The organism is Pseudoalteromonas sp. SG45-3, from assembly GCF_014164075.1.
Lineage (GTDB): Bacteria > Pseudomonadota > Gammaproteobacteria > Enterobacterales > Alteromonadaceae > Pseudoalteromonas > Pseudoalteromonas distincta.
Window position 1 is genome coordinate 399112 of sequence record NZ_JACJEN010000002.1, and the last position, 12869, is coordinate 411980.

The window sequence follows — 12869 nt, forward strand, 5'->3', positions numbered from 1 at the left end:
GCGCTTTTTTATGCGCGCAAGCTTGGCGTATATGATAAATATTAAACTACGAGTTTAGCTTTTCCTTTAGGCCTAAGGCTTGCTAACGGGATGAGCGAAGCTCGCAATAATTGCTTTTAAACTCTTATCTATAAAAGCTTAAAAAACCTGCTTGCTTAATTATCCGTCTAAGCGTAAAATGCGCGCTCATTTCGGCTTTTAAACTATTAATTCCTTGCCTTAAACCGACCGGCCGAAACGGTAGAAGGCTCTATTAACCGTAAGGAATATCCATGCGTCATTACGAAATCGTATTCATGGTTCACCCTGATCAGAGTGAGCAAGTAACTGGTATGATCGAACGTTATACTGGTTCTATCACTGAAGCTGGTGGTACTATCCACCGTCTTGAAGACTGGGGCCGCCGTCAACTGGCTTACCCAATCAACAAGCTTCATAAAGCTCATTATGTTCTTATGAACGTTGAAGCACCTACTGAAGTAATCAGCGAGCTAGAAACTACTTTCCGCTACAACGATGCAGTGCTTCGTAACTTAGTTATGCGTACTAAAAATGCTGTAACTGAAGCGTCTCCTCTTGCAAGAGAAGAGAAGAAAGAAGCACCAGCTGCTTAATTGTTTTGAGTCCTAGCATGGCATGTAGTCAGCAGTTATTATAATGGTTAGCCCATATATGAATCAGCTGGTTATATCTGGGGTAGTTTGTAAAACTCCCAAGTTTAGCCAAAGCCCTGCTGGCATCCCGCATTGTATTTTTGTTGTAGAACATAAATCAATGCAAACCGAAGCAGACCTTAACCGTAATAGTTATGTGAGGCTTCAGGTAGTTGCCAGTGGAAAGCAAATGCAACAACAGACTCAACATTTGCACGTTGGGCAGGCATTGCAAGTGAGTGGTTTTTTAAATCGCCACGAAGGTCGTAACGGCCTTAGCCAATTGGTTTTGCATGCTCAGCATATAGAAAGAATTATTTGAGGAATTAATCTCATGGCACGTTATTTCAGACGTCGTAAGTTCTGCCGCTTTAAAGCGGAAGGCGTACAACAAATCGATTACAAAGATCTAGCTACTCTTAGAAACTATGTTACAGAAAGTGGCAAAATCGTACCTAGCCGTATCACAGGTACTAGCGCTAAATACCAGCGCCAGCTAGCAACTGCTATTAAGCGTGCTCGCTACTTAGCCCTTCTTCCATACACTGACTTACATAAGTAAGCAGCGGATTAACAGTTTTTAAAAGGTGTAGAAACATGCAAGTTATTCTACTAGATAAGATCGCTAACCTAGGTAGCCTAGGTGAACAGGTTGTAGTTAAATCTGGTTTCGCACGTAACTTCCTTTTCCCGCAAGGTAAGGCAGTTCCTGCGACTAAAGCTAACATTGAAACGTTTGACGCTCGTCGTGCAGAACTTGAAGCGAAAATCGCTGAACAGTTAGTTGCTGCACAAGCACGCGCTGAAAAACTAGAAGCATTAGCAGAAGTTACATTAGTATCTAAAGCTGGTGACGAAGGTAAGTTATTCGGTTCAATCGGTACTCGTGACATCGCTGACGCTATCTCAGCTGTTGGTGTTGAAGTTGCTAAGTCAGAAGTTCGTTTGCCTCTAGGTACTATCCGTGAGACTGGTGAATTTGACGTATCAATTTCAGTTCACTCAGACGTAACGGCTACTATCAAAGTAATCGTAATCGCTGAAGCTTAATTTTTAATTAAGCTAAAAAAGCCGTGCTATTAGCACGGCTTTTTTGTGCCTATAATTTGGCTAACTTCATTAGTTGAGGGCACAATTTAATAATACCAATCCGCAATAATACTTAATCATTTTGCGGGGCTAAACGTGTCGCTACCTGTGTTAAAAAATTCTCATTTAGAACAACTAAATAGCGAATTTTTTGTCTAGCTATCAACACGTTTTTCCATCCTCAAAATAGATCACTTAATTAAGCGAATTGGTATAAAGCCTCGTATAAGCCCCTTTTTTATTCAATTATTTTTTCATTCCTTTTAAACCTTTTCGAACTGTCATTACGTCTAACTTATCAATACACTTAAATAGCAACTCAACAATAATAATTAAAAGGCGGCATCACGGATGTTACACGTTAAACCCGAACCAGCGCCTTTGTGCGAAGCTGCACTCATTGAGCGAGTTAAATCGGGTGATCAAGGCGCATACACAACGCTTTATGAGTTACATATAAAACGAGTATACGGTTTATGTTTACGCTTATTAGCAGACCAAGCACACGCCGAAGACGCCGCCCAAGAGGTATTTGTACAGGTATGGCATAAAATAGCATTATTTGATGGGCGTTCGCAGTTTTCTACTTGGCTATATAGTGTTGCCAGTAATGTAGCGATAAGTTATCTGCGCAAGCAAAAAAACTGGTTACAAAAAGTAGTAAGTATTGAACGCAGCGGTATGGATGAGCAATCAGCTAACGACTGCAAAGGCTTAAATGGCCTCGATAAGTTAATAGTAAGGCTTCCTGAGCGCGCACGTATGGTATTTGTATTATTTGCTATTGAAGGTTATAGGCACGAGGAAATCGCGGAGCAATTAGGTATGGCTGTTGGTTCAAGTAAGTCACAATATCATCGTGCTAGGCAGTTATTACAAGAGTGGTATGAAAATGAGTAAACCAAACTTTAGCGACTACTTAAACAAGTCATTAAACACGCTTGATAAAGAAATTACGCCACATAAAGATTTATGGGCGGGGATTGAGCGAGCAATTGTTAATAATAAGCAGAACCCAAATAGCACTATTATTTGGCCAAAACTAACGGCAATAGCAGCGTGTACTGTGGCTGCTTTAATTGCTGTTAATATATTTGTTATAGCACCTGAACCACAGCCCGTAGTGGCTATAAGTGATTACTTTTCGGCTCAAAAAAATAGTTTGTTAGTTGAATACGAAAATAAAGAAGCATTAACCACTAACTGGCAAACGCAACTACAAGAACTTGAAGAAGCTGAGCAAGCAATAAAGCAAGCTCTTGAAAACGAACCACAAAACCAAGCGCTACTGACAATGTTAGCGCAAATATATCAACAACAACTTGATTTAATTAACAAGGTGCACGCGCCACGTTGGCAGCACATTTAGGAGTACGATATGAAAGCGATTTTATTAGGACTGAGCTTATTTCCACTGGCGGCATTTGCGGGTGAAAAAATAGATAAGCAAATAGACGTACCAAGTGGCGGCACTATTTTTATTGAAAACCAACGCGGTGATATACATATTACAGGCTGGGATAAAAACGAATTTAAAGTATCTGGCGAGCTTGATGATAAAGCACAGGGTTATGAGCTTAAAACAAGTGGTGATAAAACACAGTTTATTGTAAAAATGCCCCGTAAATCAAATTGGGGTAATAGTGGTGACGGCTCAAACCTAACTATATTTATGCCTAAAAGCAGTAGTTTAGCGTTTGCTGGCGTTAATGTATCGGTGACTGCAAAGGCGCTTAAAAACGGCGCAGAAGTTGATGTGGTTAACGGCGAAATTACGGTAGATGATATTACTGGCAACATTAAGCTCACCACTGTAAATGGTGATATGAACGCTGAGAACTTAAACGGGAATATTCAGTTTGAAACCGTAAATGGTGAAATTAACGATAGGCAATCAAGTGGTGAGTTGCGTTTTAGCGCTGTTAATGGTGATATTAAATCAACTTCAAGCGCTAATGATGTACGCCTTGAAAACGTAAATGGCGATATAGAATTTACGCTATCGACTATTAAAAACCTACGTATTAATACGGTCAATGGCGAAGCAGAAGTACAGATTAACGAGCTTTTAAAAGGCGGTGATGTACGTTTTGAATCAGTAAGTGGTGATGCCGACTTTTATTTCCCACAAAGTGTATCAGCAAAGTTTGAAATTAAAGCCCATGCTAATGGTAAAATCATTAACAAAGTCAGTAGTGACAAAGTCAGTAAAGCTAAATATGGCCCAGCCAGTGATTTAGAGTTTAGTATTAATGGCGGTAATGCAAATGTCGAAATGGATACCATTAGTGGACGAATAGAGCTTCGTACCAAATAACACTCATTCCCCATCACGATTACAAAAAGCAGGAAAGATTTCCTGCTTTTCTATTTGCACAGCCCCTGCAAGTCGATAGAATAGAGCCATTCAATTTTACTACTGTGAAGTTATGGCCAAACCAGATAAGCAAGTCGATACTCTTAAAGTTCCTCCCCATTCAATAGAAGCTGAACAATCTGTTTTAGGTGGCTTAATGCTTGATAACCAAGCTTTTGACCGCGTAGCTGAGCTTGTTGTATCACAGGATTTTTATACCCGCACGCACAAGTTAATTTTTGAGGCGATGACGGCACTTGCTGAGATTGGCGATCCGATAGATTTAATCACTATTTCTGAAAGTTTAGAAAAAAATAATAAACTTGCAGGTATTGGGGGTTTTGCTTACTTAGCCGAAATTGCTAAAAATACGCCAAGTGCAGCCAACATTGATGCCTACGCAAACATTGTACGTGAGCGTGCTGTTGTACGTGAAATGATTGGCGTGGCAAATGAAATAGCCGAAGCGGGTTTTAATACCGAAGGGCGTACTAGTCACGACCTACTCGATTTTGCCGAAAGCAAAGTATTTAAAATTGCCGAGCAACGTACAAAAAGTACGGAAGGCCCGCAAAGTATTCATAACATACTCGAAAAAACCGTTGATAAAATAGAAGAGCTTTATCAATCGCCACAAGATGGTGTAACGGGTGTAAGTACAGGTTATGCCGATCTTGATAAAATGACGACGGGCCTGCAACCGTCTGACTTAATTATTGTTGCAGCGCGTCCTTCAATGGGTAAAACCACCTTTGCGATGAATCTTGCAGAACATGCCGCAATGACTCAAGACAAACCCGTGCTAATTTATTCGCTAGAGATGCCTTCAGAACAAATTATGATGAGGATGTTAGCGTCTCTTGGCCGTATTAACCAAACTAAGGTACGTACAGGTCAGTTAGATGATGACGATTGGGCGCGACTTTCATCAACAATGGGCTTGTTGATGGAAAAAGGCAAAATGTATGTTGATGATGCCTCGGGCTTAACACCTACCGATGTTCGCTCTCGTGCACGTCGTATTGCGCGTGACCACGGCGGCATTAGTATGATCATGGTCGATTACTTGCAGCTAATGCGCGTACCTAGCCTTGCTGATAACCGAACGCTTGAAATTGCTGAAATTTCGCGTTCACTTAAATCACTAGCAAAAGAGCTAAAATGTCCGGTTGTTGCGCTTTCGCAGCTAAACCGTACGCTAGAGCAACGTGCCGATAAACGCCCAATTAACTCAGATTTACGTGAGTCAGGGTCGATAGAGCAGGATGCCGATTTAATCATGTTTATTTACCGTGACGAAGTTTACAACGAAGACAGTACTGATAAAGGTATTGCTGAGATTATCATAGGTAAACAACGTAACGGCCCAATTGGTAAAGTGCGTTTAACATTCCAAGGTCAATTTTCTCGCTTTGATAATTACGCGGGACCAGCGGTAGATGACGATTACTAATGCGCTTAGCGACTGCTGAAATTAACTTAACGGCACTTGCGCATAATTTAGCGCAAGTTAAGGGCTTTGCACCTAACAGCAAAGTGATGGCGGTGCTAAAAGCAAATGCTTACGGGCATGGATTAGTAACGATTGCGCAGCATTTAAATAATGCTGACGCATTTGCTGTGGCACGTATAGATGAAGGGCTTGCCCTTCGAGCTGGGGGCTTAACAAAACCAATTGTTTTACTAGAAGGCTTTTTTAACAAAGCCGACTTACCGATTCTGCTCGCCAACAATTTTCAAACTATTATTCACGATGAGTACCAATTAGCGGCGCTTGAAAAAGCAAAGCTAGATGCACCAATAACATGCTGGTTAAAAGTAAATACAGGTATGCATCGATTAGGTATTGCGCCAGAGCAGTTTGAAGCCTTTTATAGCCGCTTGCAAAAAACACCTAACGCTAAAAATACCGTTAATTTAATGACCCACTTTTCGTGTGCTGATGACGTTGATAATGCTAAAACGGTTCAGCAAATTAGGTTGTTTGATAATTTAGTGAATGGTATTGACCAAGCGCATTGTTTATCAAATTCGGCTGGTATTATTGCCTGGCCGAGCGGTCATGGCGATTGGGTGCGTCCTGGGCTTATGTTATATGGTGTATCGCCAATGGCAAATAGTATTGGGGAGCAACACAAATTAAAACCAGTTATGCGCTTAACTACGCGCGTAATTGCAGTGCGAGATGTGCCTGCTAATGAGGCTGTTGGGTATGGTGGTCGTTGGAAAAGCGATAAACCAACCAAGTTAGCTGTTGTAGCTATGGGTTATGGCGATGGTTATCCTCGGCATGCTAAAGAGGGGACACCGGTAATAATTGGTGAGCAGCGTTATGGTATTGTAGGTAGCGTAGCTATGGACATGATCAGCGTTGATATAGGCGCTAATGAGCATAATATTAAAGTTGGCGACAGAGTCACTATGTGGGGCCCTGAGCTACCAGTTGAAGAAATAGCACTGTGCGCTGATACTATTCCTTACGAGCTATTATGTAATATTACACCACGCGTAAGTTATGAGTATCAGCCATAGTTAGTTTTTAGCGTATACCAATTGGGTATAATTACTCTTTTATAAAGTAAATGTCGCTAAAGCCCATACGGGCAAATTCTTGGTCGCGAAAGTTACGAACAGAAGCAGACCCTTTTGAGGTCATTTCTATTTGGCGTACCATATTTAAGTAATTTGTTAAATCAATACCCTCGGCAGCAGCAATAGCTTGATACATGTCGTGGTATTTATCTTTTGCGAAGTTAATTTCGCGCGGTTGGTTTTTAAATGTATACGTTATTCTGCGTGCCATAATAAGCTCAGTTAAATTGAGTGTTAGTATAATTTTACACTGTATTGAACTGGCATTGAATGATTTGTTTAAATCAAATAATTAAAAAGTAGAGTTTAAAATGAAATTATCAGTAGAGATCAGTAAATATCCACTTCACCAAGATTACATTCCGTTTATTAAAGGCTTTATTGACCGCTTAAACGAATACGAAAATTTAAAAGTGATTACTAATACGCTATCAACGCAAATTTTTGGTGATTATGATTTAGTAATGCAGGTGTTAAATACCGAAATTAAGCGCTCATATGAAGAATTTGGTAAAGCTATTTTTGTATGTAAGTTTCTCTCTGGCGACTTATCGCCTGAATAATCTATAATACCAATCTGCATAAATCTTTGATCAATTTAACGAATTAAATTGCACTATAACGTCGTTAAAAATTTTTTATTTAGAACAACTAGATACAAAAATTTTTGCCTAGTTTTAGCGTGATTTTCTTAACGTTAAATAGACCCCGTATATAAGCAGATTGGTATAACAAATGGCGCAACTAAACGGTGATTGCATAATATGGACTTTTTAACACAAACCTTAAGCGGTTTTACAGCAATGTCGCATTGGGAATACATTGCGGTAGGATTGTCGATGGCGTACTTATTATTGGCAATAAAGGAAAGCTTATGGTGTTGGCCGGCGGCATTTTTTAGCACGCTCATTTATACAATTATGTACTGGAATGGCGCATTGCTCATGGAGTCGTTACTTAATTTTTATTATATGTATATGGCTGTGTTTGGATGGGTTGTATGGAGAAAAGGCAAAGCTGAAAATTTAAATATTACATCGTGGTCGATAAACCGTCATGCTGTTTTAATTAGTTTAACAACCGTAGCTGCAATTACAATTGGTTACGTTATGCAAAACTATACGCATGCCGATTTTGCTTATCTTGATAGTTTCACAACGTGTTTTGCCGTAGTAACTACTTACTTAGTTGCTAAAAAAGTCCTCGAAAACTGGCTGTACTGGATTGTAATAGATGCAGCTTCCATGTATTTATATTATGAAAAAGGCTATTACCCAACGCTTGCGCTCTTTATATTTTATACCATTATGGCCGCGTGGGGCTTTAAAACTTGGTACGAAGAGTACGAACAAAGCCAAGCTAAGCCGCTAGCTCAGCTTTAATTAATGATTGAGCATAATCAACTAGTAAAAATGTGTAGGGCGTTTATAGAGCCTACTAGCGTTACTTCAAGCGAGCGACTACTAAATGGTTTTAGTAACGATAATTTTTTAATACGTACCAAACAACAAGGGTATTTATTAAAGTGTTATAAAAGCCATTGGCCAGCCATAGGACTTGAAGCACAGCGTTTTTTAAGTGAGCTTAATATATGTCCTGCGCCTGTTTGGCTCGATAAAAAGAATAGCCGTGCGGTATTTAATTATATTGAAGGTAATACAGCGCAATCGGATATAACGCTTAGCTTTATTAATAAACTTGCCCAAGTACATAATTACAAAGCGTCTACCGCGCCAATGGATATAGCTAAAGAGCTGCATTTTTATCAAAGCACCGGCGTATATACGCAATATAAACCTCAAATAGAACAGGCACTCAAAGTAGTTGCAGCCATGCAATTTGATGAAGGCTTTTGTCATAATGACTTGGTAAAAGATAACATTATTGTAAATGCTTCGGGCATGTATTTAATTGATTTTGAGTACGCGCAAACTAACGATGTATATTTTGATTTGGCAGCCCTTGCAGTGAGCTTTAATCTTAATGAGCAAAGTAAAAAAGCGCTGCTAAACAACTATAAAAATAGCGTTGATAAAACAAGCACGTTTTACCCATCAATAGATAAGCTAAATTACTATAAACTGTTTTTTTTGGTGTTATGTATTGCTTGGTATGAGGAGCGCAACATAACTAGTAAATCTATAATGTTACGTGCGCAGCTAAATAAACTTGTTACTAATACTTTTTTATAAAAGTTACAAACCACCAAAGCGTTCAGCGAGCTCTTTGTACTTTGTTACTTCGGCCGCATCAAATTGTGGTTCGCCATTCTCGTCTTCAGATTTAGCAATTAATAAACTTTCTCTAGAGAGACGTTTTACACGCTCTACTTTTACACCTAAAAATTCAGCGACTTGCTCAGTAGACATTAAACTCATTATTATTTCCTCGTATTAAACTAATCCTCACAGCGACAATCATAATTTTAATGTTACTAAACCGTTACTGTTTCTTATCTAATAAGAATAAATAGCGTGTTTTTAAGCCTTTGTGAAGTGTTTTATTTAAAAGAGTTTAATTAATAAGCATATAAGCTGATCTTACTGGTATTTATTTAAAGATCTCTTTATCATTGCGGGTGCTAAAGCACTGATATCGCGAGTTGGTGTGGCGGCAACAAATGTGCTCTCGTGGTGAAATGGATATCACGTGGCCCTCCGGAGGCTGAGTTGTAGGTTCGATCCCTACCGAGAGCGCCATTTGCTTTTATATGTATTAATTATCCTCTCTATATTACCTAGCTTCTTATTAATTACTCTTGTATTTAAAAATGCATTTACTGCAAAAACTTTGAAAGTTAATTTTAAAAACAGCTTTCTAGTTATTTATACAATGCAAAATTAGCATCCAAAAATCATGTTGTAATTATTTGCATATAAGTTTTAGTGATAAATGAGGAAGACCGATTTAATGTTAAATAGTCAATTAGAGATACTAGCTCAAGGACACGCTTATCTTGAAGGTGTAACTAAAGAGGACTATTCCCAAGTCATCACTCCTAACTTTATTAGCTCGGCTGGAGCTCATATGCGACATATTATCGATCATTATCAATCTTTAATGACCGGCTTTAGCACGCAAAAAGTAGATTATGATTGCCGCTTAAGAGGAGGAGATATTGAAAACTCTCCAACTGCTGCAATAAAAAAAATTGCCGAAATAACAACGTGGATTGAACAGCTAAGTCCAGATGATTTTAATAAACCGTTATCACTTTCAAGCGAAGTTTCAATTAAAAGCAAAAATGTACAAACAGTAACCACATCACTTGCGCGAGAGCTTATTTTTGTAGGCAGTCACGCTGTGCACCATTACGCGATGATTTCACAAATTTCTTTTGCTCAAAAGTCACAGCTCGATCAAAGCTTTGGTTTAGCACCAAGTACAGCTACTTTTTTAAGAGCAAATAGCCAGCCAGCCAGCACAACCAAAATCGATGCAAAATTAAAATGTGCACGTTAAGCTACTTTTTAACTGATGATGGCTACGAGCTATTTTTTAATCGCGATGAGCAAAAAACACGAGAAACGGCAATCGCTCCAAGTAAGCACCAGGGCAATGCAATTTTCCCCATTGATCCGCAAGGAGGAGGTACTTGGCTTGGGGTATCGCATTTTGGGCAAACACTCGCATTATTAAACGATTACCAAAGTGTATTTGATATAACTGCGGTAAAGCATAGTAGAGGTTTGTTAATCCCTCATTTACTGAGCAATAAAGCCCCTGCATTGTACCAATTACAAAACATGGATTTATCGGGCTACGCGCCTTTTAAGTTATGTATTTTTCCGGATGGACTATCGATAAATAACAATAACGTGGTTTTTGTTAGGTGGGATGCAAAGCAGTTGATCCACTGCCAAGTTGAACCACTTGCTACGTCATCAGGTGTTGAGCTTGAAACGGTGACACAAAAACGTAAACAACAATTTAAGCAACTTATTGATTTAAGACATCCTGAAAGTGAGCAGTTTTTAGCGTTTCATTACAGTAAAGCCGAACAAGGGCAATATGGCGTAAATATGCTAAGGGAAGATGCAATGACGGTCAGTATTAGCCATATTAAAGTTGGTAACACTATACGTTTTAATTATTTTGATAAGCAGTCTCAGCTCATTAGTAGCATTGGTTGTTTAAAAGTGGCTGCTGCTTAACTAAATATTTTTATAGCTGTTACATAACTAAAAAAGTCGACGCAATTAATAGCGTCGACTTTTTTTGCTCAATTTTTACCTGCTATATTAATACAGCAGGTAAAAATTATGAGTGATTTATATAATCATCCTTTTTATCACCAAGGTAGAGCTTAAGTAGCTTTTCAGGCGCACTTGGTAGGTGCACACTTAAAAGTAATCCTGGCGTGTGATTAAAGTTGCTATCAATGCCCATGCAATGAAATTGAGCGCCTAGCTTATGGTATTGCTTTAATAAAATCGGTATGTCTTTTTTATCTTCTTCTATTCCCATAACCAATGCTGATACATGGCCTATGTTTAACGTGTGGTCATTAATAAAGTCTTCAAACTCTGGGTGGAGCTTATTATTAAAAGGCGTATTGGCGCTAACACCTTGTTTATTATTAACCATTGCATGGTCAATAATTGCAACAGAACGAGGGTCATAAAGTTTACTTAATGAAACAGTGCCATATAAAGTCCTATAGCGTGGATTTTGCGCCATAAACGCACCAATCCCTTTAAATAGCAGTAATAAACCATGGTAACTGCCCTGATGTTTTTGAACTATAAACGATCGACCCATTTCTAAGCACGGCTGTTGCTGATTAATAAAAGAAGGTTCAAAGTTAAACATTTGCGATAAATAAAGAGCGCTCACGTCGCTATTTTTTTGTAATAAATCGGTTTGTCCAATTCTATAAGCACCAATAATTTCTTCATTTTTATGATCAAAAATAAACAAATGCATGTAAGTCGCATCAAACTTATCTGTGTCGCATGGCTCGCCACTTCCTTCGTTTAATGTGCGAAAAGTTATTTCTCTGAGGCGTGTTATTTCAGTAACGCAATTAGGTATTTGCTCTTGGTAGCCGTAATAAACTGAGTAACCTTTAAAGTCGACTAAGTGCTGCTCGCTTGGCAAGTTAGCAAGCTCATTTTTCATTTTTGTTTTATCAACTTCCTGCATAATGGCTTTGAGCTGTGTTGATTGGTTATCCTCTTGCCAAGGCGTTACAAAGCGCTCATCGTTTAAGTAACATTGCAAGCGCGCAAGTGCGTTTATGTCGTCAGTTTTTTCAAACTTATTTAATAATTTGGGTGTAAGTAAATTACCAGCGCTTAAGCTAATAGAGCTTTTTTGAATTTTAAGTAATTCGCGTATTAGCATTAATAATCTAAATCGGTAGTAAACACGCCCCAAGTTATAAAAGGTTGAGCTATTCTGACCGCTAATAAATACAGGCAATAAAGGAGCTTGTGTTTTTAAAGCTAGTTGAGCGGCTAAGCGATTCCATTGCCCGTCAGTTACACGCTGTTTTTCTGATTGAAAAAATGACACTCTTCCCGCAGGAAAAACCACAAGTAAGCCATCATTTTTAACATGACTAAAACACTGTTTTATTGCGCTGGTATTAATGGCTGCTTTTGGTTTTAGTGGGTTAGCAAAAATAAAATAGTCTTTAATTTCTTTAAATATTTTTAAACCCACGTTAGCCATTACTTTTGTATCGCTACGATAATGGGTGAGTAAATTTGCAATTATTACGCCCTCAATCATGCCATAAGGATGATTACATACCACTATGCAAGGGCCATGCTTTGGTATTTTGTCAATAACACCTTGTGCACCAAGCACATTTATACCTAATACATTTAACAGCTTTTCACTAAACTCTTGTTTATCTAAACCCGATAAATTATTAGAGAGGTATATATCACGCAGCTTATTGATGCCCAATAGGCTATCGAGCAGCGGAGCGGCTATTTTTAGTATATGACTCAAAGGAGAAACGGTGTTTATTGCCGCTACACTTAAGTTTGATACGGGGTGGTTTAATTTTGTCATATACGTTGATGCTCTTAAATTTTTATAGCTGTTGTGTATATTTAGACCGAGGAAAAACCACATTATGTTCAAATTAGGTTAATTAAGTTTGTTTAAAAGCGTAAAAATAATACTCAAATAGTCTTTTAAGTGCTAAATGGTTGTAGGTTATTAAG

17 protein-coding genes and 1 tRNA gene are annotated in these 12869 nt (G+C 38.5%); 15 read left to right on the forward strand and 3 right to left on the reverse strand.

Annotated elements, in window-relative coordinates:
• Window positions 1-272 precede the first annotated feature (272 nt).
• The 9 genes from rpsF (at window position 273) to alr (ending at window position 6630) form a co-directional block, all read left to right on the forward strand.
• Window positions 273-614: a 30S ribosomal protein S6 gene (gene rpsF / locus H5126_RS04225; protein ID WP_002962750.1), complete on the forward strand. Its 342-nt coding sequence runs from the start codon at window positions 273-275 to the stop codon at window positions 612-614.
• Between the two features lie 43 nt (window positions 615-657).
• Entirely contained in the window at window positions 658-975 is a 318-nt protein-coding gene (priB, locus tag H5126_RS04230) for a primosomal replication protein N (protein ID WP_004588456.1), read from the forward strand.
• A 12-nt stretch (window positions 976-987) separates the two neighbouring features.
• Window positions 988-1215 carry a 30S ribosomal protein S18 gene (rpsR, locus tag H5126_RS04235; protein ID WP_002962753.1) on the forward strand — a complete coding sequence of 76 codons (228 nt, stop codon included), beginning with the start codon at window positions 988-990 and terminating at the stop codon, window positions 1213-1215.
• 35 nt (window positions 1216-1250) lie between these two features.
• A complete protein-coding gene (gene rplI / locus H5126_RS04240; protein WP_002962755.1) occupies window positions 1251-1703 on the forward strand; it encodes a 50S ribosomal protein L9 in 453 nt (150 codons plus the stop codon).
• 390 nt (window positions 1704-2093) lie between these two features.
• Window positions 2094-2642 (forward strand): RNA polymerase sigma factor, encoded by a 549-nt coding sequence (locus H5126_RS04245; RefSeq protein ID WP_182721148.1) that lies wholly within the window; start codon window positions 2094-2096, stop codon window positions 2640-2642.
• A complete protein-coding gene (locus H5126_RS04250) occupies window positions 2629-3111 on the forward strand; it encodes a hypothetical protein (RefSeq protein WP_182721149.1) in 483 nt (160 codons plus the stop codon). Before H5126_RS04245 ends, H5126_RS04250 begins: the two co-directional genes overlap by 14 nt.
• A 9-nt stretch (window positions 3112-3120) precedes the next feature.
• Window positions 3121-4059, forward strand: a complete 939-nt coding sequence (locus H5126_RS04255) for a DUF4097 family beta strand repeat-containing protein (protein ID WP_182721150.1) — start codon at window positions 3121-3123, stop codon at window positions 4057-4059.
• 112 nt (window positions 4060-4171) lie between these two features.
• Window positions 4172-5551, forward strand: coding sequence for a replicative DNA helicase (gene dnaB, locus H5126_RS04260; protein WP_002963050.1), 1380 nt, complete (start codon window positions 4172-4174; stop codon window positions 5549-5551).
• Window positions 5551-6630 carry an alanine racemase gene (gene alr, locus H5126_RS04265; protein ID WP_182721151.1) on the forward strand — a complete coding sequence of 360 codons (1080 nt, stop codon included), beginning with the start codon at window positions 5551-5553 and terminating at the stop codon, window positions 6628-6630. Before dnaB ends, alr begins: the two co-directional genes overlap by 1 nt.
• Window positions 6631-6661: 31 nt before the next feature.
• Here the strand turns inward: alr and H5126_RS04270 are convergent, their stop codons facing one another.
• The gene (locus H5126_RS04270; RefSeq protein ID WP_002963045.1) at window positions 6662-6901 is read right to left on the reverse strand and encodes a DUF2960 domain-containing protein; all 240 of its coding nucleotides are present in this window, start codon (window positions 6899-6901) and stop codon (window positions 6662-6664) included.
• A gap of 100 nt (window positions 6902-7001) precedes the next feature.
• On the opposite strand from H5126_RS04270, the gene H5126_RS04275 reads away from it, so the two are divergent.
• The 3 genes from H5126_RS04275 to H5126_RS04285 all read left to right on the forward strand — a co-directional run bounded on the left by H5126_RS04275 (window position 7002) and on the right by H5126_RS04285 (window position 8882).
• Window positions 7002-7253: a hypothetical protein gene (locus H5126_RS04275; RefSeq protein WP_002963043.1), complete on the forward strand. Its 252-nt coding sequence runs from the start codon at window positions 7002-7004 to the stop codon at window positions 7251-7253.
• Window positions 7254-7454: 201 nt separating this feature from the next.
• The gene (gene pnuC / locus H5126_RS04280) at window positions 7455-8072 is read left to right on the forward strand and encodes a nicotinamide riboside transporter PnuC (protein WP_002963042.1); all 618 of its coding nucleotides are present in this window, start codon (window positions 7455-7457) and stop codon (window positions 8070-8072) included.
• A gap of 3 nt (window positions 8073-8075) precedes the next feature.
• The gene (locus H5126_RS04285; protein WP_182721152.1) at window positions 8076-8882 is read left to right on the forward strand and encodes a phosphotransferase; all 807 of its coding nucleotides are present in this window, start codon (window positions 8076-8078) and stop codon (window positions 8880-8882) included.
• 3 nt (window positions 8883-8885) lie between these two features.
• On the opposite strand, the gene H5126_RS04290 is transcribed toward H5126_RS04285, so the two are convergent.
• Window positions 8886-9068 (reverse strand): hypothetical protein, encoded by a 183-nt coding sequence (locus H5126_RS04290; RefSeq protein WP_039490259.1) that lies wholly within the window; start codon window positions 9066-9068, stop codon window positions 8886-8888.
• 246 nt (window positions 9069-9314) lie between these two features.
• On the opposite strand from H5126_RS04290, the gene H5126_RS04295 reads away from it, so the two are divergent.
• The 3 genes from H5126_RS04295 (at window position 9315) to H5126_RS04305 (ending at window position 10844) form a co-directional block, all read left to right on the forward strand.
• A tRNA-Arg gene (locus H5126_RS04295) sits at window positions 9315-9389 on the forward strand.
• A gap of 211 nt (window positions 9390-9600) precedes the next feature.
• Window positions 9601-10152 (forward strand): DinB family protein, encoded by a 552-nt coding sequence (locus tag H5126_RS04300; RefSeq protein ID WP_182721153.1) that lies wholly within the window; start codon window positions 9601-9603, stop codon window positions 10150-10152.
• On the forward strand, window positions 10140-10844 hold the full coding sequence (locus tag H5126_RS04305; protein ID WP_002963038.1) for an NRDE family protein: 705 nt from the start codon (window positions 10140-10142) through the stop codon (window positions 10842-10844). The genes H5126_RS04300 and H5126_RS04305 overlap by 13 nt, the downstream gene beginning before the upstream one ends.
• A 106-nt stretch (window positions 10845-10950) precedes the next feature.
• Here H5126_RS04305 and H5126_RS04310 read toward each other — a convergent pair whose 3' ends face one another.
• Entirely contained in the window at window positions 10951-12714 is a 1764-nt protein-coding gene (locus tag H5126_RS04310; RefSeq protein ID WP_182721154.1) for a lysophospholipid acyltransferase family protein, read from the reverse strand.
• Window positions 12715-12869: the final 155 nt, after the last annotated feature.